Consider the following 18,600-nt stretch of genomic DNA (forward strand, 5'->3'; position numbering starts at 1 on the left):
GCAGGCTGGGCTGGTGGATGTGCCGCAGCTCCTCCTGGTGGGACTGGTCCTGCTGCTCGGGGTGCTGGGCGTGCTGGTGCCCGGGGTCCCCGGCACGTGGCTGGTGTGGGCGGCGCTGCTGTGGTGGACGCTGCACGAGCCGACGTCCCTGGCGTGGTCGCTGCTGGTGGGGGCGACCGCGCTGCTGCTGGTGGTGCAGGTGGTGAAGTGGCAGCTGCCGCCGCGCCGCATCCGCGCGGTGGGGGTCACCCCGGAGACGGCCGTGTACGCGGGCGCCGTCATCGGCTTCGTCGTCGTACCGGTGCTCGGCGCGATCCCGGGCTTCGTCGGCGGGATCTACCTGTGCGAGCGGCGGCGGCTGGGCTCGCACGCCGAGGCGACGGCGTCGGTACGGGCGGTGATGCGGGCCGTGGGCACGAGCGTGCTGGTGGAGCTCTTCGCGTGCCTGCTGGTGGTGGGGGCCTGGGTGGGCGCCGTGGTGTGGGGCTGAAAGGTGGCCCGGGGCGGCCCGGGGCCTGCGACGTAGGGCCGGAGCCCGATGCGGCGGGGCCGTCCGGCGACGACCCTGGAGGCATGACGGCGAAGCTGAGCGAGACGGAACTGACGTACCTGCGCGGCCAGCGGCTGGGGCGGCTGGCGACGGTGGACCCGGCGGGGCAGCCGCAGGCGAACCCGGTGGGGTTCTTCCCGCAGGAGGACGGGACGATCCTGATCGGGGGCCTGGCCATGGGCACGACGAAGAAATGGCGCAACCTCCACGCGAACCCGCGCCTGTCCCTGGTCGTGGACGACCTGGTGAGCACGTCCCCGTGGCGTGTGCGCGGCGTGGAGATCCGCGGCCACGCCACCCTCGAGGTCGGCCCCCACGGCCTGGGCCCCCACTTCAGCCCCGAGGTCATCCGCATCCACCCGGACCGCATCCACGCGTGGGGGCTGACGGCCGGGGAGTCCTGAGCACGGCCCCGGCAGGGGCGCTCCGCCCCGGCGTGCGGTGACGTCAAGCGGTGCCGATGTCCGGCGGCGGCGATTTCTCGGTGCCGATGGGAGATTTCCTCCCCCTGGTGCAGTACGACCTGCCCGTCAATGTGGTTCTGTTCGACGGCTCATCCCCCGGCACGGCCGGGCCGGAGATGCCGGTTTCCGGCCTTTCCCCGTACGCGACCACCCACCGCGATCCGGATGCGGACGTGGTCACCGACCCGGCGCCCGGTCCGCTCCGGTGATCCGGATGGCTCGATCCGACCTCAGGAACATGCCGCGTCCGTGATCCCGCAGGAGTGCGGATCTCCCCGGCGGGAATGCATCCCGTAGGCCTGTTCGAGAAACGGACACGGGAGGGACGTTGCCGTGCGGGTGGGGGCGAAGACCGGAATGACTCGGACGGTGCGCCGGGCGGACCTGAAGGCGGTGGGCGAAGTCCGCAGAGCCTTACGGGAGTTGCTCCGGCACCACTGCCGGACCGACGCGGCGGAGGTGGCTGAGCTGCTCACCACCGAACTCGTCACCAACGCGCTCGTGCACACCGACCACGGCGCCGAGGTGTCGGCGGCCTGGGCCGACGCGCGATTACGGGTGGAGGTGCGGGACTTCACCGCGCGCCGGCCCCGTCCGTGCGTACCGACCGCCGACGACGGTACGCACGGCAGGGGGCTGGTGCTGGTGCAGTCGCTCGCCGACGCCTGGGGGGTGGATCCGCTGGGCGGGGGCAAGGTGGTGTGGTTCGAACTCGACGGAGGGCCGGTCTGAGGGAGCCCCAGGCAACCCCCGTACCGGCCCTCGGCACGCCCGGCCGTCAGCCGAACTGCTGTTCCAGATCCTTCAGCTTGCGCTCCAGTGAGTCGAGGCGGGGAATGGTCTGGGTGTCGTCCTCGGCGGTGAGGTCCACCGTCCGGGGCGAGGCGTCAAAGGCGTCGATTCCGGTCACGGCCTGCAGGGAGGGCCGCCTGGAGGTACCTCCCAGCTGGGGAAGCGTGGGCAGCTGTCCCGCTTCCGATATGGCGGGTTCCGCGCCCACCGACGCGGAGCCGTTTCCCGGGACCAGCTCCGGCACCTCGACCTGACGGCCGCGCGGCCGGGGCAGGCCGAAGGCCCTGTGCTGCCGGCCCAGCGCCCGCAGGTGCGCCCGCTCCCGCCGCTGCTGCTCGCGCCGCCGCATCCGGTCCTGCGCCTTCTCCCGCTTGTCCTCCCGCACCTCGTCCACCGCTTCGTCGAGGGTGCGCACACCCTCCAGCAGCATCAGCGACCAGGCGCCGAAGGTCTCCCGGGGGGCCCGCAGCCAGCGGACCATCCGGATCTGCGGCAGCGGACGGGGGATCAGGCCCTGCTCGCGCAGAGCGGCCCGGCGGGTCTGCTTGAGCGCCCGGTCGAAGAGCACCGCCGCCGAGAGCGACATGCCCGCGAAGAACTGCGGGGCCCCGTCGTGACCGAGCCCGCGCGGCGCGTGCACCCAGTTGAACCAGGCCGCCGCGCCCGCGAACAGCCACACCAGCAGGCGTGAGCCGAGGGCCGCGTCGCCGTGGCTGGCCTCGCGGACGGCGAGCACCGAGCAGAACATGGCGGCGCCGTCGAGGCCGAAGGGGACGAGGTACTCCCAGCCCCCGGTCAGGTTCAGGTTCTGCCGGCCGAAACCGACCAGCCCGTGGAACGAGAGGGCGGCGGCGACGGCCGCGCAGCAGAAGAGCAGCACGTACGAGGCCGTGCCGTAGACGGCCTCCTTGCGGCGCCGGCGCTCCTCGCTGCGTTCCCAGCTGTCCTCGGCCGCGGCCTTCTCGCCCTCGCGCCTGCCCCGGGCCAGCACCGCGACTGCCGCAAGCACGCCCAGGATCAGCAGACTGCCCGGCAGCAGCCAGTCCAGCGATATGTCGGTCAGTCTCATCCGGTGTCCCTTGAGTCGCGTACGGCGGCTTTCCGGGCGCCATAGTGGCGGATTTCAGGTGGCCCGCATGCGGGTTTCGGGGCAAGTGCACGCCAACGGGCGGCGAGGCCCTCCGGATAGGGTGTTGTGGATCGAACTCGCGCACGCACCAAGGGAGTTGCGTTCGATTGCGATCACCCTGACGGGTGGTTAGGTGGACGCTGCAACCGCCAGCCGGGTGATCCGCTCGGCGTCGCGGGTCCGGGGGCAGGTGATGCAGGTGTCCGCGGGGCGGATGGTGTAGAAGAGGCAGCAGCCGGCCCGGTCACGGGTGGGCAGTTCCGAGCCGTCGGGCGCGTGGAGCGTACGGAAGCCGCTGCCGCCCGTGTACGGAGCCGTGCCGCCCGGAAGCAGCAGGTCCAGCTCGGCCCGTGCGCGGTTCTCCTCGCCGAGCAGCCCGCCGACGTACCACAGGCCCTCGGCGACATCGTCCGTGAGCATGCCCCACAGGGCGCGGCGGCCGCGCCGCATCCGGGGGGCGAAACCTTCCGCCACGGGGGCCAGGTGCTCGGCCACCGCGTCCCGCACCCGCGCCCGCAGCGCTTCCTCGTCGGCCACGACCCGGGCGCCGGGCAGGCCCGCCGCCGGATCGTCCGGCAGGCACGCGAACGACTCGACGCGTACGCTCAGCCGCCCCTGCGTCCGGTGGAGGGCCACCGCGTCCGCCGGCAGCCGGGGCACCCGCCGGTGCAGGAACCACGGCACCGTGAACAGCAGGCAGACCGGCCATGCGTACCGGTGCAGGCCGAACCCGGCGACGACGTCCGGGCGTCCGGGGGAGCCGTAGTCCCGGAGCACCTGTTCCTCGTCCCACGCCAGGAAGGCGTCCACCGCCGCCCCGCCCGCCGCGAGCTCGTCCGCGCCGACCCACCCCACACCGCGAGGGGCGGGTTCGTGCGCGGAACGCTCGTCGACGCGCAGTCCGGGATAGACCTCGGTCAGCCGTGCGTACGCGTCCGCCACCGGAGAGCCGGCCGGGGCGGACGCAGCGGTCGACAGGGCCGGGACGCTCATGACGGACCACCGAATCGCTCGATCATTGGAAGGTTAGCCTAACCTTACCCAACTCTCCAGTAGGTCATCCGCGTCCCGTATCCTGCGGCGGAGCCGAGATCCGTCAGGAGGTCCGAGTGCACGACGCGGCCGACACGGGTCCGGTGCCGTCGATACCGGCCCAGCCCCAGCGCAAGGTGCTGCGCCATTCGGTGCGCGGGCAGGTGCTCGACGCACTGCGCGCGGCCCTGGTCGACGGCGAGCTCGAGCCGGGGGAGATCTACTCCGGGCCGGCGCTCGGCGAGCGGTTCGGCGTCTCGGCCACCCCGGTCCGCGAGGCGATGCAGCAGCTCGCCATCGAGGGGGCCGTCGAGTGCCTCCCCAACCGCGGGTTCCGGGTGATCTCGCGCAGCGCCCGCGAGCTGGCGGAGCTGGCGGAGGTACGGGCCCTGCTGGAGGTCCCCGTCATGCTGCGGCTGGCTCGCTCCGAGCCGGTGGAGTCCTGGGTCGCGCTGCGTCCCGCGGCGGCCGCCACGGCGGCGGCCGCGGCCGCGTACGACCCGGCCGGCTACGCCGAGGCGGACCGCTCCTTCCACCGGGCCGTCCTGGCGCTGGCGGGCAACGACCAGCTGGTCCAGGTCGCCGACGACCTGCACCGGCGCTCGCAGTGGCCGGTCAAGGACGCGCCGCGGGTGCGCCGTGCGGACCTGGTCGCGGACGCGGCGGAGCACTCGGCGCTCCTGGAGGCCCTGATCGCCCGCGACTTCCCGGTCGTCGAATCCCTGGTCCGCGAACACTTCACGGGCGCCTGCGTCTGACCCGTCCCGGGCCGGCTGCTCCGTCCCCCCGGCGTCCGCACCGGGCGCCCGCGCCCCGCCCCCGCCCCGGTGTCCCGGCCCGCCCGCGCCTGCGTAGGGCGCCCGGACCGGCCCCGGCCCGCCGGGCCGGCGCCTTCACCCGACCCCGGCCCTGCCGGAACCCGGGGCCTGCGGTTCTGCGGCCCCCGGCCCGGGCCGCCGGAGTGCGGAGACCTTCGCCTGGGGCTGTCCGGCGGATCATGGCCGGGCACGTGACCGGGCGGGGGCGGCGGCCGACGGTTCGTCCGGGGCCCTCGCCGCGCCGCTCGCGTGCGCGCGCCCCCGCCCGGTCGTTCCCGCGTGCGGGTGACTCCGCCCGGCCGGGGGCCGCCCCGTGGGGCGGGTCCGGCGCGGTGCGTTACGCCGCCGGGGCCGCCAGGTGGTCCGCCAGCCAGGTGGGGATGCCGCCCAGCAGGTGGAACAGACGCCGGGCCTCGGCGCGCAGCCTGGTCGCCTCCGGTTCCGGTTCGGCCTCGGCCAGCGCCGCCAGCGCCGGCGCCGTACCGACCAGGAAGCCCAGCTCCTCCCGGATCCGCAGGGACTCCGCGAAGCCGTGCCGGGCCTCCGCCAGCTCGCCGTCGCGCAGCGCCAGCCCGGCCAGGTGCCGCCAGGTGAAGGACAGCAGCAGCGTGTCCCCGTGGGCCGCGGCCCCGGCGTGCGCGCGCCGGTAGGCCGGCCGCGCCGCCTGCGGGGAGTCCGCCAGGTGCTCCGCCACCAGCCCGCGCCGGAAGTCCAGCAGCGGCCGGGTCGGGGAGGCGGGGGAGAGCAGCGCCGCCGCCCGGCCCAGCGCCGCCCGGGCCTCGTCGGCCCGGTCCCGTACGCCGAGGACGGTCGCCGCGTACGCCAGCTGCCCGCGCTCGCACGCGGCCGCGCCCCGCTCGTCGTCCGCCGCCGCCACCGCCTCGGCGGTCCGCAGCGCGTCCTCCGCCTCCGCCCAGCCGGCTCCGGTGAACAGGCACCGCTCCACCAACAGCGCCGTACGCTGCACGGCGGCGCCGGCGTCGGCGCCGTGCGGTGTCAGCAGCGCCGCCGCGTCGGCCCAGCAGCCGCGCGACCGCAGCCGCCATATCGCCCGCTGGAGGGGGTCGTCTCCCCCGGTCATTCCGGCACCCGACATGGCGGTGTCCGCCACATTGCCCTCCCCAAGCAAGCGAGCAGCACGTCATTGAGCCCCTGGGGCGAAATGACAGCACGAATCGTCGCACTCGGCCAAGGGGTCGGGTGAACTCTTTCACAAAGTTCGGACACCTCATCAGCCGCCGGGCGGGCCGGGGTTCAGCTCATGCGCAGGGCCAGGAAGAAGTCGAGCTTGTCCTCCAGGCGCGAAAGGTCACGGCCCGTCAACTGCTCGATTCGCCCGACCCGGTAGCGCAGCGTGTTGACGTGCAGGTGCAGCCGGGTGGCGCAGCGCGTCCAGGAACCGTCGCAGTCGAGGAAGGCCTCCAGGGTCGGGATGAGCTCCGCGCGGTGCCGGCGGTCGTAGTCCCGCAGGGGGTCCAGCAGCCGCGCGGTGAAGGCGCGCCGCACGTCGTCCGGGACGAAGGGCAGCAGCAGGACGTGCGAGGCCAGCTCGTGGTGGCCGGCGGCGCACACGCGCCCCGGGCGGGCGGCGGCGACCCGGCGGGCGTGCCGGGCCTCCTCCAGCGCCCCGCGCAGCCCCTCGGCGGAGTGCACGGCCGCGCTGACGCCGAGCGTGAGCCGCCCGTCGTCGGCCAGGCCGGCCGCCAGCGGGTCCCGTACGGCCGTCAGCAGCACGTCGGCGTGCAGGGCCGCGTCCGGGCCCTGGGAGGCCTTGTCGTCGTCGCCGCCGTCGCCGCCGCCGGGCAGCGCCGGCAGCGGGACGAGCGCGATGGCCTCGTCACCCGCGTGGGCGACCGCGATCCGGTCGGAGGGCTCGGGACCCGGCTGGGAGGGGTCGACCAGGATCTCCTCCAGCAGCGACTGGGCCACCGGGCCGCCGGGGATCTCCCCGCCCTCCCAGTCCACCCGGGCCACCACGACCTGCCAGTGCGGGGCGGCGCCCAGACCCGGCAGCAGCACGGGGGCCGCCACCCGCAGGCGCGCGGCGATCTCGGCGGGCGGGGCGCCGGTCTGGACGAGCTCCAGCACCTCCTGGGCCAGCCGGCGCCGCACCGTACGGGCCGCGTCGCGGCGGTCCCGCTCGACCGCGATCAGCTGGGTGACGCCCTGGAGCAGGTCCAGCCGCTCGGCCGGCCAGTCGCCCGCGTCGGCCTCGACGGCCAGCAGCCAGTCGGAGAGAACGCTCTCGCGGACGTCACGCGAGACGGCCGTCGCGCCACGCCCGCTCTGTCTGATCGGGAACAAAGAGTACGTAATACCCTGAATGGAGATCCGGTGCGGCCCCCTGCGGCCGGTCCGGACCGCCGCGAGGTGCTCGCTCGCCAGAGCCGCGCAGACACCCGGAGCGAGCGGTTCGCCCGCTCCGGCGATCTGCCGGCCCGTCGGGGAGAGCACCCACGCCCGCAGATCGAGGTCCGTGGTGAGCAGATCCAGCACCACATCAGGTCCGCCCCCCGCAGGACCCGAGGTCATGAGGCGGCGGTGGCGGTCCACGACGGCCGCGAGGTCGCCCGCGCGCTCCCCGGAGACCTGCCGCACCACGTACTCCGTAATGGTGGCGAATGCAACGTCTTCGTTCACAGCGAACAGTGGCAGCCGGTTGCGCCGACAGGCTGAGACGAGATCGTCGGGGATGTCGCCCAGCTCCGCCTCGCCGGCCGCCAGGCCCGCGACACCGGCGCTCGCGAGGATTCGTACGAACGGCTCGGAGTCGGCCGAATTCCGCCGCCAGGCCAGGCCGGTCAGGACGAGCTCGCCCCCCGAGAGGTATCGGCTGGGATCCCGCAGGTCGGTCGTCATGACCCCGCGGACCGTCCGGTCGAGCTCGTCCTCGCCGCCCAGCAGCCGCAGCCCCAGCGCCTCGGTCTCCAGCAGTGCGCGCAGCCGCATGATGTCGCCGCCGATCTGTCTCGATGTTGCCGTTGGAAATCGGGCAGGTCCGTGCAGACCGCCTTTCATACGAATCTACAAGACGAGGGAGGCCGCCAGCCAACTCCTTCATGGTTTCGGTGACTGCACCCGGGGGACGCGTGGCTTGTGTACTGACTCCACACCGCGTTAACAGCACGTGAACGACCAGTCGAGGGCCGAATGGCCTCCTGGCTTGAAGTGAACGACACGATGAAGAAGAAGAGAGCCGCTCATGGACTTCCTTCGCCCCGCCAGCTGGGAGGAGGCGCTCGCCGCTAAGGCCGAGTACCCCACAGCTGTGCCGATTGCGGGTGGCACCGACATCATGGTCGAGATCAACTTCGACCACCGCCGTCCGGAATACCTCCTGGACCTCAACCGCATCGAGCTGCTGCGGGAGTGGGAGGTCGGCGAGGAGGTCACCCGGCTGGGCGCCTCCGTCCCGTACACCCAGATCATGGAGAACCTGCGCGAGACGCTGCCCGGCCTCGCGCTGGCCTCGCACACGGTCGCGTCCCCCCAGATCCGCAACCGCGGCGGTGTCGGCGGCAACCTCGGCTGCGCCTCGCCCGCCGGTGACTCCCACCCCGCGCTCCTCGCCGCCGACTGCGAGGTCGAGGTGGAGTCCGTACGCGGCGCGCGCATGATCCCGATCGACGAGTTCTACACCGGCGTCAAGCGCAACGCGCTCGCCGCCGACGAGCTGATCAAGACGATCCACATCAAGAACGCCACGGGCCCGCAGCAGTACTCCAAGGTCGGTACCCGCAACGCGATGGTCATCGCCGTCTGCGGCTTCGGCCTCGCGCTGCACCCCGACACCCGCACCGTGCGTACGGGCATCGCCTCGGCCGCCCCGACCCCGATCCGGGCGAAGGCCGCCGAGGAGTTCCTGAACGCCGCGCTCGAAGAGGGCGGCTTCTGGGAGTCCGGCAAGGTCATCACCCCGTCGATCGCCAAGCAGTTCGGTGAGCTCGCCTCCGCCGCGTGCAACCCGATCGACGACGTCCGTGGCACGGCGAAGTACCGCCGTCACGCGGTCGGCATCCTGGCTCGCCGCCAGCTGGTCTGGACGTGGGAGCAGTACCGCGGCACCAACGGCCGCTCGCTTGAAGGGGCTGCGTAACCATGCGCGTCAATTTCACTGTCAACGGTCGTCAGCAGGAAGCCGACGACGTCTGGGAGGGCGAGTCCCTTCTCTACGTGCTGCGTGAGCGCCTGGGTCTGCCCGGCTCCAAGAACGCGTGCGAGCAGGGCGAGTGCGGTTCCTGCACCGTCCGCCTCGACGGCGTGCCGGTCTGTTCCTGTCTGGTCGCGGCCGGTCAGGTCGAGGGCCGCGACGTCGTGACCGTCGAGGGCCTGGCGGACTTCGCCAAGCAGCGCGAGGCCCACGGCCACGGCGGTGCGTGCGGCACCGGCGGCGCCTGCGGCTCCCAGGGCGTCTCCACGGACGAGGCCAAGCACTGGTCAGCCAAGGGCACCGACTCCCAGACCGGCGAGGGCACCGAGCTCTCCCCGATCCAGCAGGCGTTCATCGACGCGGGCGCCGTCCAGTGCGGTTTCTGCACCCCGGGTCTGCTCGTCCAGGCGGACGCCCTCCTGGAGCACAACGCGGACCCGTCCGACCAGGACATCCGTGAGGCCCTGTCCGGCAACCTCTGCCGCTGCACGGGCTACGAGAAGATCCTCGACGCGGTCCGCCTGGCGGCCGCCCGTCAGGGAGAGGCGGTCTGATCATGGCTCAGAACACCCGCACCGCGCCCGCCGGTACGCCCACGAACGTCACCCAGAACCACAACAAGGGCGGCATCGGCGAGTCCACGCTCCGCCCGGACGGCACCCTCAAGGTCACCGGCGAGTTCGCGTACTCCTCGGACATGTGGCACGAGGACATGCTGTGGGGCCAGACCCTGCGGTCCACCGTCGCCCACGCCGAGATCGTCTCCATCGACATCTCCGAGGCGCTCGCCATGCCCGGCGTGTACTCGGTGCTGACGTACGACGACCTGCCGGCCGAGATGAAGAACTACGGCCTCGAGATCCAGGACACCCCGGTCCTGGCCAACGGCCGGGTGCGCCACCACGGTGAGCCGGTCGCCCTCGTGGCCGCCGACCACCCGGAGACCGCCCGCCGCGCGGCCGCCAAGATCAAGATCGACTACCGGGAGCTGCCGCTCGTCACGGACGAGGCCTCCGCCCTCGCCGCCGACGCGCCGCTGATCCACGAGGGCCGCGACGACCACCACTCCGGTCACGTCCCGCACCCGAACATCGTGCACCGCCAGCCGATCATCCGCGGCAACGTGGAGGAGGCCCGCAAGCGCGCGGACGTCATCGTCGAGGGCGAGTACACCTTCGGCATGCAGGACCAGGCCTTCCTCGGCCCGGAGTCCGGCCTGGCCGTACCGTCCGAGGACGGCGGCGTGGACCTCTACGTCGCCACCCAGTGGCTGCACTCGGACCTCAAGCAGATCGCCCCCGTCCTCGGCCTGCCCGAGGAGAAGGTGCGCATGACGCTCTCCGGCGTCGGCGGTGCCTTCGGCGGCCGCGAGGACATCTCCATGCAGATCCACGCGTGCCTGCTGGCCCTGGCCACCAACAAGCCGGTCAAGATCGTCTACAACCGGTTCGAGTCCTTCTTCGGCCACGTGCACCGCCACCCGGCGAAGCTCTGGTACGAGCACGGCGCCACCAAGGACGGCAAGATCACGCACATGAAGTGCCGGATCGTCCTGGACGGCGGCGCGTACGCCTCGGCCTCCCCGGCGGTCGTCGGCAACGCCTCCTCGCTCTCCGTCGGCCCGTACGTCGTCGACGACGTCGAGATCGAGGCGATCGCGCTCTACACGAACAACCCGCCCTGCGGCGCGATGCGCGGCTTCGGCGCCGTCCAGGCCTGCTTCGCCTACGAGGCCCAGATGGACAAGCTCGCGGCGAAGCTGGGCATGGACCCGGTGGAGTTCCGCCAGCTCAACGCCATGGAGATGGGCACGATCATGCCCACCGGCCAGGTCGTGGACTCGCCCGCCCCGGTCGCCGAGCTGCTGCGCCGGGTCAAGGCCCGCCCGCTGCCGCCGGAGCGCCAGTGGGAGACCGCCGGCGAGGGCGCGGACGTCCGCGCGCTGCCCGGCGGCCTGTCCAACACCACCCACGGCGAGGGCGTCGTGCGCGGTGTCGGCTACGCGGTCGGCATCAAGAACGTCGGCTTCTCCGAGGGCTTCGACGACTACTCCACCGCCCGCGTGCGCCTGGAGGTCATCAACGGCGAGCCCGTCGCGATGGTCCACACGGCCATGGCGGAGGTCGGTCAGGGCGGTGTCACCGTGCACGCCCAGATCGCCCGTACGGAGCTGGGCGTCACGCAGGTGACCATCCACCCGGCCGACACCCAGGTCGGCTCCGCCGGTTCCACGTCCGCCTCCCGGCAGACGTACATGACCGGTGGCGCGGTGAAGAACACCTGTGAGGCCGTCCGCGAGGCGCTGCTGGAGATGGGCCGCCGCAAGAACGGCTCCTACCACCCCGCCTGGGCGCACGCCGAGCTCCTCCTGGAGGGCGGCAAGGTCGTCACCGACGGCGGCGAGGTCCTCGCGGACATCGCCGACATCCTCGAGAACGAGGCGATCGACCTCGAGCTCGAGTTCCGCCACCGGCCGACGGTCGCCTTCGACCTGAAGACCGGCCAGGGCGACGGCCACGTCCAGTACACGTTCGCCGCGCACCGCGCGGTCGTCGAGGTGGACACCGAGCTCGGCCTGGTCAAGGTCATCGAGCTCGCCACCGCGCAGGACGTCGGCAAGGCCCTCAACATGCTTTCCGTGGTCGGCCAGATCCAGGGTGGTACCACCCAGGGCCTCGGCGTGGCCGTCATGGAAGAGATCATCGTGGACCCGAAGACCGCGAAGGTGCGCAACCCCTCCTTCACGGACTACCTGATCCCGACCATCCTCGACACCCCGACCATCCCGGTCGACGTCCTGGAGCTGGCCGACCCGAACGCGCCCTACGGTCTGCGCGGTCTCGGCGAGGCCCCCACCCTGTCGTCCACCCCGGCCGTCCTCGCGGCGATCCGGCAGGCGACGGGTCTGGAACTGAACAAGACGCCGATCCGTCCCGAGGCGCTCACCGGCACCCTCTAGGACGGCGTCCAGGAGCCGCACCCGACGGCCGGCTCCTGGTCCCGAAGCTCTCCGGGCGGTGTGACAGGGAACGTCACACTTCACGGTCACACCGCCCGGAGCACCGAAGAAGTACCGCACCGCTCGCGGACCGCTTCATGAATGCTTCGACCCCCAGCAGCACCACAGCTCGGGCCGTCACCCCGGGTCGTGCAGCCAACGCACCATCCCAAATCCCGCGCTCTCCAATCCCCATGCGGGTGCCCCTTTGAACCTTGGGAGTTAGGCACCATGACCCAGTCGTCAGTGGAGTCCAAGACCACCGCGGAGGATGCGGGCTCCGGCTCGCGCACCCCCGCCGGGCGTTCTTGGCTTGACCGGTACTTTCACATCACCCACAGAGGATCCAACGTCGGCAACGAGGTTCGTGGCGGTATCACGACCTTCATGGCGATGGCGTACATCCTTCTGCTCAACCCTCTGATCCTTTCGGGCAAGGACGCCGCCGGCGACACCTTGAGCCAGAAGGCAGTGATCACCGCCACGGCGTTCGCCGCCGCCGTCACCACCCTCCTGATGGGCTTTGTCGGCAAGGTGCCGCTCGCCCTGGCCGCCGGACTCTCCGTCTCCGGCGTACTGGCCTCGCAGGTCGCCCCCGAGATGACCTGGCCGCAGGCCATGGGCATGTGCGTCCTGTACGGCGCCGTGATCTGTCTCCTGGTCGTCACCGGCCTCCGCGAGATGATCATGAACGCCATCCCGCTCGCGCTCAAGCACGCGATCACCATGGGCATCGGCATGTTCGTCGCCCTGATCGGCCTGGTGAAGGCCGGTTTCGTGCACGAGAACCCCGCGCCCGGTGGCGGCCCCGTCACCCTCGGTCCCACCGGCGAGCTCGCCGGCTGGCCCGTCCTCCTCTTCGCCGTCACGCTGCTGCTCATCTTCATGCTGCAGGCGCGCAAGATCCCCGGCGCCATCCTGATCGGCATCGTCGCCGGCACCGTGCTCGCGGCCATCCTCAACGCCGTCGCGGACATCGACCCCAAGGCGTGGGCCAGCGGCGCCCCGGAGCTGACCGGCTCCGCGGTCTCCATGCCCGACTTCTCGCTCTTCGGCGAGGTCGAGTTCGGCGGCTGGGGCGAGGTCGGCGCGATGACCGTCGGCATGATCGTCTTCACCCTGGTGCTCGCCGGCTTCTTCGACGCGATGGCCACCATCATCGGTGTCGGTACCGAGGCCAAGCTCGCCGACGACAAGGGCCGGATGCCGGGCCTGTCGAAGGCCCTGTTCATCGACGGCGCCGGCGGTGCCATCGGCGGTGTCACGGGCGGCTCCGGCCAGACCGTGTTCGTCGAGTCCGCCACGGGTGTCGGCGAGGGAGCCCGTACGGGTCTGGCCTCCGTGGTCACCGGCCTCTTCTTCGCGGCCTGCATCTTCTTCACCCCGATCACCCAGATCGTCCCCGGTGAGGTTGCCGCCGCCGCCCTGGTCGTCATCGGCGCGATGATGATGCAGAACGCCCGCCACGTGGACTGGCACGACAGCGCCACCGCGATCCCGGTCTTCCTGACCGTCGTGATCATGCCCTTCACGTACCAGATCACGGCCGGCGTCGCCGCCGGTGTGATCTCCCACGTCGCGATCAAGGTCGCGCAGGGCAAGGCCCGTGAAATCGGAGCCTTCATGTGGGGACTGTTCGCCATCTTCATCGTGTTCTACGCGCTGAACCCGATCGAGGGCTGGCTGGGCGTCCACTGACGCGAAGCCGCCCGCACCGGCACCAACCCGCCACGCATCCGATAATGGAACCGATCCTCGTCAGGAGGCCGCAATGCTGGACATCGCCGAAGAGCTGAACCGGTGGGTCGAGCAGGGACGTGACTTCGCCGTCGCCACTGTGGTGTCGACCGGCGGGAGCGCGCCCCGGCAGCCCGGGGCCGCGCTCGCCGTCGACAGCGAGGGCACGGCCATCGGTTCCGTCTCCGGCGGATGCGTGGAGGGTGCGGTGTACGAGCTGTGCCGGCAGGCCCTCGAGGACGGCGAGACCGTCCGCGAGAGCTTCGGCTACAGCGACGACGATGCCTTCGCCGTGGGCCTGACCTGCGGCGGAATCATCGAGATCCTGGTCACCCCGGTCCCCGCGGCCGCCCCCCACCGTGCCGTCTTCGAGTCCGCGCTGGCCGCGGCCGCCGACGGTGCGGCGGCCGCCGTGGCCCGGATCGCCGAGGGCCCGGCGGAGCTGATGGGCCGCGCGGTGCTGGTGCGCGGCGAAGGCGCGTACGAGGGGGGTCTCGGCGGCCACCCCGAGCTGGACCGGACCGTCGCCGAGGAGGCCCGGGCCATGCTGGACGCGGGCCGGACCGGGGTCCTGGAGATCGGCGCCGACGGCCGGCTGTGCGGCGAGCCCCTGCGGGTGCTGGTCGAGTCGAGCGTGCCGCCGCCGCGGATGATCGTCTTCGGGGCGATCGACTTCGCGTCCGCGCTGGTCCGGATCGGCAAGTTCCTCGGCTACCGCGTCACCGTGTGCGACGCCCGGCCCGTCTTCGCGACGAAGAACCGTTTCCCCGAGGCGGACGAGATCGTCGTGGACTGGCCCCACCGGTACCTGGAGTCCACCGACGTGGACGGCCGTACCGTGCTGTGCGTGCTGACGCACGACGCCAAGTTCGACGTACCGCTGCTCGAACTGGCCCTGAGGCTTCCCGTCGCCTACGTCGGCGCCATGGGCTCCCGCCGTACCCACGAGGACCGCAACAAGCGGCTGCGCGAGGTCGGGGTCACCGAACTCGAGCTCGCCCGCCTGCGCTCCCCGATCGGCCTGGACCTCGGCGCCCGCTCCCCGGAGGAGACGGCCCTGTCCATCGCCGCGGAGATCGTGGCCAACCGGCGCGGCGGCAGCGGCGTCGCCCTCACCGGCGCGCACACCCCGATCCACCACGACGGCGTGCCCGCGGTGGCCCGGATCGGTGTCGTCGCCTGAAGCGGGACCCCGACGGCGCACGGCACCGGGCCCGAGGAGCCCGCGCAGACCTGATGACGTAAGACGTGAGGGCGCAACCCCGCCGGGGGTTGCGCCCTCACGCCGTTACCTCTACTTTACCGGCCGGTAATTACCGTTCCCCTCATGGGAGTTGAGCCGATGCTTCGCAGTCTGCGAATCGTGTGCGCCCTGGCCGTGGCAGCCGTCCTCTGCCCGGTCGCCCCCGCGGCGGCAGCCGTCCCCGACGAGCCCCTGCGCGAGGTGCTCTTCGTCGGCAACAACTGGGAGGGCACCGCCGATGTCCTCGCCTCCACCGGCGACATGGCCCGGGTCGGCCGGATCAACGTGATCCCGGACAAGGAGGAGCGGCTGCGCGAGATCTACCTCAACCCCGTCAAGCTCGCCTTCTTCCTCGGGATCCGGGCCAGCGCCGGCGAGGGCCACGACCAGTTCGTGGACGACATGTACACCACCCCCGACGGGCGCTCCGTCGTCGTCTCCCGGCCCTCCTTCGCCGACGTCGTCTCCCTCGACCTGGCCTCCGGCCGGATCAACTGGCGCTTCCCCGTCTCCGGCTTCCGCTCCGACCACATGGCGGTCTCTCCCGACGGTACGAAGGTCGCCGTCTCCGCCTCCACCTCCAACACCGTGCACGTGCTCGACATCGTCACCGGCCGCCAGCTCGGCTCCTTCGGCACCGGCGACAAGCCGCACGAGAACACCTTCTCGCGCGACGGCCGCTACCTGTGGAACAGCTCCATAGGCGAGGTCAACACCGCCCTGGACGCCCCCTGGCTGGACTGGACGAAGGGCGACCGCAAGATCACCGTCGTCGACGCCCAGACCTACCGCACCGTGCGCGTGATCGACATGCGCGAGCGGCTCGACGCCGCCGGCCTCACCGGCCTCTCCGACTCCGTCCGCCCCAACGCCTTCACGCCCGACGAGTCCACCCTCTACTTCCAGGTGTCCTTCTTCAACGGTCTCGTGGAGTACGACGTGGCCACCGACCGGATCACCCGGGTCAAGACCCTCCCCGAGAACCCGGCCACCAGCAAGGACCGCACCACCTGGGTCAACGACTCCCGCCACCACGGGATGTCGATGAGCCCGGACGGCACCCGGCTGTGCGTCGCCGGCACCATGGACGACTACGCGACCGTCGTCGACCGGGCCACCCTCACCGAGGGCCCGCTGGTCCCGGTCTCCAAGCCGTACTGGGCGACCGTCAACGGCGACGGCACCGCCTGCGTGGTCTCCGAGAGCGGCTCCGACCGGGTCACCGCGATCGACTTCGCCACCGGCACCAAGCGGGTCTCCGTCCCCGTCGGCGACCACCCCCAGCGGGTGCGGCTGGGCCACGTCCCGGCCGGCTGGAGCGGCCCGGCCGGCCGCTGACCGCCCGCGCGGCCGGGATGCCCGGCGGGCGCGGGGCGAGGAGGCCCCGCGCCCGCGGAAGTCCCGGGTGCCTCCCGGCCGTCACGGCCTGCCGGGGAGCGGGATCCGCGCCGCCGACATGCCGAAGCCGGGGGTTCCCCAGCCCGGCGGCCAGGTCCCGGCGCCGGGCACGGCAGGCTGCGGATACAGGTCCTCCGGCCGGTAACGGCGTACGTTCTGGTGCCAGTTGAGGATCGCGGCCATCCAGTCCTCGAGCTCCCGCACGTACGCGTCGAGGGAGTCCCGCGCGGCCCGGTCCAGCCGGTGGTCGTCGTAGAGCAGCGGCAGCTGGTGGTCCCGGATGTGCTCGAACTCCCGGGTGCGCTGCTCCATCAGGTCGGCCACGATCGTGAAGGCCTGCGGGTAGTCGATGTCGAAGAAGTTCTGGGTGACCAGGACGTGGTTGTGGACCTCGCCCTCGACCTCGATCTCCTTCTGGTACGAGAAGAGGTCGTTCATGATGCAGCCGACGTCCGAGGCCGCGCTCTCCAGGGAACGCAGCACACCGTCCCGGTAGACCTCCGGGGGCACCCCGTCACCCTGGTGGCCGAGCCTCGCCAGGAACATGGTCATGTGGCTGCCGAAGGTGTGGCGGCGCATCTCGGCGTAGTCGACCGGGTCCGGGATGCGGCCCACGGTGACGTTGTCGATCTCCCACACCCAGCTCCTGAGCATCCCGACGACCGTCTCGCGGAACGCGGCGCGCACGGAATCGTCCAGGTCCGCCACGGTCCGCGCCCACAGGTCCTTCAGGCCGCGTTCCAGGGCGATGACGGGCTCACCGGCCTCCGCCAGGTCCACCGGCACCATCGAGATCAGCCGCTCGGTGGCCAGCCGGGCCGCGCCCGGGGCCTTGGACGCGCCGAACACCCTGGGGTAGTAGTCGTCCCCGTACGTGCCCCAGGCGAGCCACTGGGCACTCAGGCACAGCGCCTCGGCCGAGGCGTCCGGGTCGATGCCGGCCGAGCACAGGGCGAAGTCCATGCCGATCAGCCTGTCCTCGTCCCAGATGTCCGAGCCCGGATCGCCCGGCTGCCGCTCGAGCATCCCCATCCGCCGGCACCACCGGACCACCTCCTCGCGGGCGTGGTCGAGATGAGGGTTCAAGGAGAGCGGGAACGGCATGTGGAAGTCGGGCAGCAGCGAGGGCCCCACCTTCCGGAAGGGCACGTGCGTGAAGCTGCGCCGCCGCAGCTCCATCGAGCGGCGCGGGAACAGGGACCGCACGTCGAGGGCGGTGGTGCCGAGCCCGGCGGGCAGGAACGGCAGCGTGAGCCCAGCGGTGGGCCGGGCCTCCTCGTTCATGTAGCGGGAGGAGACCATGTGCCACTCGTGGCCGCCCGACTGCCAGTCCTGCAGCCCCTTGGCGTACGCGAGGACGGCCGCGACCTCGTCGGGTGTCAGCCCGTGCTCGGCGGCCAGCGCCGGGACCTCGGCGAGGGCGGTGTACTCGAACTGCTGCAGCCGCGAGGTCAGGAGGTCGTTGGAGAGGTCGGCGGCCTCCTGGGTGGAGCACTTCAGGAAGGTCTCCAGCACCAGGACGGCGTTGGACAGTTCGCCCTCGTGCTCGACCTCGCGCTGGTAGGAGAAGATGTCGTTGCGGATGTGCACGGCGTCGGAGAAGGCGTCGCGCAGCACCTGGAGCGGGCGGGAGCGCGCGACCTTCGCCGGGACCTCGGCCGAGACGTACTCGATCAGCCCGGAGGACCAGGGCGCGCCGCCGACCTTGCGGCGCATCTCGATGTATTCGAGGGGGTTGGCCACCCGGCCGATGTTGATGTTGTGCAGCTCCCACATCGACTCGTCGAGGAGGTTGCGGGTGCTCTCGGAGAACCGTTCCCGCCAGTCCAGGGACATCGCCGGGACGGTGCGCAGCCACAGGTCCTTCAGCCCCGCCTCGACCGGGTTCGCCGGCTCGGGGAACCCGTCGGCGAGGTCCATCGGCATGAACGCCGCCAGCCCGTCGAGGTACGCCTTGGCGCCCTCGCGGTCCTGGGTGCGCTTGTAGACCTCCAGGAAGTGGTCGTCGAAGAAGAACACCCACACGTACCAGTCGGTGACGAGGCTGAGGGCCTCGCTGTCGCAGTCGGGGTGGGTGTACGAGCACAGCAGCGCGTAGTCGTGCGACTCGAGGTCGCTCTGCTCCCAGACGCCGGACCCCTCCAGCATCCCGAACTCGCGCGCCCATTGCCGGGTGTGGGCTCTCGCGGACTCCAGATGGGGGTTCAGTCGCGCCGGATACGGCACATAGAAATCCGGCAGTCCAAACGGCTGCGTCACGGCAGGCTCGGCCTTTCGTCCCTGGGGGTG

The 18,600-nt window shown here is 72.0% G+C and carries 16 protein-coding genes; 11 read left to right on the top strand and 5 right to left on the bottom strand.

Going from position 1 to position 18,600, the window contains the following annotated elements; all coding sequences use genetic code 11:
- Positions 1–13 precede the first annotated feature (13 nt).
- The 4 genes from ACZ6KO_RS01625 (at position 14) to ACZ6KO_RS01640 (ending at position 1,746) form a co-directional block, all read left to right on the top strand.
- Complete coding sequence (locus ACZ6KO_RS01625) at positions 14–490, top strand: DUF456 domain-containing protein (RefSeq protein ID WP_469298645.1); 477 nt, start codon at positions 14–16, stop codon at positions 488–490.
- 83 nt (positions 491–573) lie between these two features.
- Positions 574–954 carry a PPOX class F420-dependent oxidoreductase gene (locus ACZ6KO_RS01630; RefSeq protein WP_469298648.1) on the top strand — a complete coding sequence of 127 codons (381 nt, stop codon included), beginning with the start codon at positions 574–576 and terminating at the stop codon, positions 952–954.
- Between the two features lie 50 nt (positions 955–1,004).
- Entirely contained in the window at positions 1,005–1,223 is a 219-nt protein-coding gene (locus ACZ6KO_RS01635; RefSeq protein ID WP_469298650.1) for a hypothetical protein, read from the top strand.
- 148 nt (positions 1,224–1,371) lie between these two features.
- Positions 1,372–1,746: an ATP-binding protein gene (locus tag ACZ6KO_RS01640; protein ID WP_469298652.1), complete on the top strand. Its 375-nt coding sequence runs from the start codon at positions 1,372–1,374 to the stop codon at positions 1,744–1,746.
- A 46-nt stretch (positions 1,747–1,792) separates the two neighbouring features.
- Here the strand turns inward: ACZ6KO_RS01640 and ACZ6KO_RS01645 are convergent, their stop codons facing one another.
- Complete coding sequence (locus tag ACZ6KO_RS01645; RefSeq protein WP_469298654.1) at positions 1,793–2,875, bottom strand: DUF2637 domain-containing protein; 1,083 nt, start codon at positions 2,873–2,875, stop codon at positions 1,793–1,795.
- A gap of 189 nt (positions 2,876–3,064) precedes the next feature.
- A complete protein-coding gene (locus tag ACZ6KO_RS01650) occupies positions 3,065–3,928 on the bottom strand; it encodes a (2Fe-2S)-binding protein (RefSeq protein WP_469298656.1) in 864 nt (287 codons plus the stop codon).
- A 143-nt stretch (positions 3,929–4,071) separates the two neighbouring features.
- Between ACZ6KO_RS01650 and ACZ6KO_RS01655 the strand changes: the two genes are divergently transcribed.
- On the top strand, positions 4,072–4,725 hold the full coding sequence (locus ACZ6KO_RS01655; RefSeq protein ID WP_469301463.1) for a GntR family transcriptional regulator: 654 nt from the start codon (positions 4,072–4,074) through the stop codon (positions 4,723–4,725).
- A 397-nt stretch (positions 4,726–5,122) separates the two neighbouring features.
- On the opposite strand, the gene ACZ6KO_RS01660 is transcribed toward ACZ6KO_RS01655, so the two are convergent.
- Both ACZ6KO_RS01660 and ACZ6KO_RS01665 read right to left on the bottom strand, forming a co-directional pair.
- Positions 5,123–5,896 (bottom strand): hypothetical protein, encoded by a 774-nt coding sequence (locus ACZ6KO_RS01660; protein ID WP_469298658.1) that lies wholly within the window; start codon positions 5,894–5,896, stop codon positions 5,123–5,125.
- A gap of 143 nt (positions 5,897–6,039) precedes the next feature.
- Complete coding sequence (locus ACZ6KO_RS01665; protein WP_469298660.1) at positions 6,040–7,734, bottom strand: PucR family transcriptional regulator; 1,695 nt, start codon at positions 7,732–7,734, stop codon at positions 6,040–6,042.
- Between the two features lie 253 nt (positions 7,735–7,987).
- Between ACZ6KO_RS01665 and ACZ6KO_RS01670 the strand changes: the two genes are divergently transcribed.
- From ACZ6KO_RS01670 to ACZ6KO_RS01695, 6 genes are all read left to right on the top strand, one after another.
- A complete protein-coding gene (locus ACZ6KO_RS01670; RefSeq protein WP_469298663.1) occupies positions 7,988–8,881 on the top strand; it encodes an FAD binding domain-containing protein in 894 nt (297 codons plus the stop codon).
- Positions 8,882–8,883: 2 nt separating this feature from the next.
- On the top strand, positions 8,884–9,489 hold the full coding sequence (locus ACZ6KO_RS01675; RefSeq protein WP_469298665.1) for a (2Fe-2S)-binding protein: 606 nt from the start codon (positions 8,884–8,886) through the stop codon (positions 9,487–9,489).
- A gap of 2 nt (positions 9,490–9,491) precedes the next feature.
- The gene (gene pucD / locus ACZ6KO_RS01680) at positions 9,492–11,894 is read left to right on the top strand and encodes a xanthine dehydrogenase subunit D (protein WP_469298667.1); all 2,403 of its coding nucleotides are present in this window, start codon (positions 9,492–9,494) and stop codon (positions 11,892–11,894) included.
- Between the two features lie 270 nt (positions 11,895–12,164).
- The gene (locus tag ACZ6KO_RS01685) at positions 12,165–13,631 is read left to right on the top strand and encodes an NCS2 family permease (protein ID WP_469298669.1); all 1,467 of its coding nucleotides are present in this window, start codon (positions 12,165–12,167) and stop codon (positions 13,629–13,631) included.
- 73 nt (positions 13,632–13,704) lie between these two features.
- Positions 13,705–14,853 (top strand): XdhC family protein, encoded by a 1,149-nt coding sequence (locus tag ACZ6KO_RS01690; protein WP_469298672.1) that lies wholly within the window; start codon positions 13,705–13,707, stop codon positions 14,851–14,853.
- A gap of 159 nt (positions 14,854–15,012) precedes the next feature.
- Positions 15,013–16,251 carry a YncE family protein gene (locus ACZ6KO_RS01695; RefSeq protein WP_469298674.1) on the top strand — a complete coding sequence of 413 codons (1,239 nt, stop codon included), beginning with the start codon at positions 15,013–15,015 and terminating at the stop codon, positions 16,249–16,251.
- Between the two features lie 81 nt (positions 16,252–16,332).
- Here the strand turns inward: ACZ6KO_RS01695 and ACZ6KO_RS01700 are convergent, their stop codons facing one another.
- The gene (locus ACZ6KO_RS01700; protein ID WP_469298676.1) at positions 16,333–18,570 is read right to left on the bottom strand and encodes a terpene synthase family protein; all 2,238 of its coding nucleotides are present in this window, start codon (positions 18,568–18,570) and stop codon (positions 16,333–16,335) included.
- Positions 18,571–18,600: the final 30 nt, after the last annotated feature.

The organism is Streptomyces sp. NPDC042102 (assembly GCF_055582305.1).

What these genes read in the sequence shown, in the direction of transcription:
- ACZ6KO_RS01630 (WP_469298648.1), top strand. Translation starts at nt 574, where the DNA reads ATGACGGCGAAGCTGAGCGAGACGGAACTGACGTACCTGCGCGGCCAG.
- ACZ6KO_RS01640 (WP_469298652.1), top strand. Translation starts at nt 1,372, where the DNA reads ATGACTCGGACGGTGCGCCGGGCGGACCTGAAGGCGGTGGGCGAAGTC.
- ACZ6KO_RS01645 (WP_469298654.1), bottom strand. Translation starts at nt 2,875, where the DNA reads ATGAGACTGACCGACATATCGCTGGACTGGCTGCTGCCGGGCAGTCTG.
- ACZ6KO_RS01650 (WP_469298656.1), bottom strand. Translation starts at nt 3,928, where the DNA reads ATGAGCGTCCCGGCCCTGTCGACCGCTGCGTCCGCCCCGGCCGGCTCT.
- ACZ6KO_RS01665 (WP_469298660.1), bottom strand. Translation starts at nt 7,734, where the DNA reads ATGCGGCTGCGCGCACTGCTGGAGACCGAGGCGCTGGGGCTGCGGCTG.
- ACZ6KO_RS01670 (WP_469298663.1), top strand. Translation starts at nt 7,988, where the DNA reads ATGGACTTCCTTCGCCCCGCCAGCTGGGAGGAGGCGCTCGCCGCTAAG.
- ACZ6KO_RS01675 (WP_469298665.1), top strand. Translation starts at nt 8,884, where the DNA reads ATGCGCGTCAATTTCACTGTCAACGGTCGTCAGCAGGAAGCCGACGAC.
- pucD (WP_469298667.1), top strand. Translation starts at nt 9,492, where the DNA reads ATGGCTCAGAACACCCGCACCGCGCCCGCCGGTACGCCCACGAACGTC.
- ACZ6KO_RS01685 (WP_469298669.1), top strand. Translation starts at nt 12,165, where the DNA reads ATGACCCAGTCGTCAGTGGAGTCCAAGACCACCGCGGAGGATGCGGGC.
- ACZ6KO_RS01690 (WP_469298672.1), top strand. Translation starts at nt 13,705, where the DNA reads ATGCTGGACATCGCCGAAGAGCTGAACCGGTGGGTCGAGCAGGGACGT.
- ACZ6KO_RS01695 (WP_469298674.1), top strand. Translation starts at nt 15,013, where the DNA reads ATGCTTCGCAGTCTGCGAATCGTGTGCGCCCTGGCCGTGGCAGCCGTC.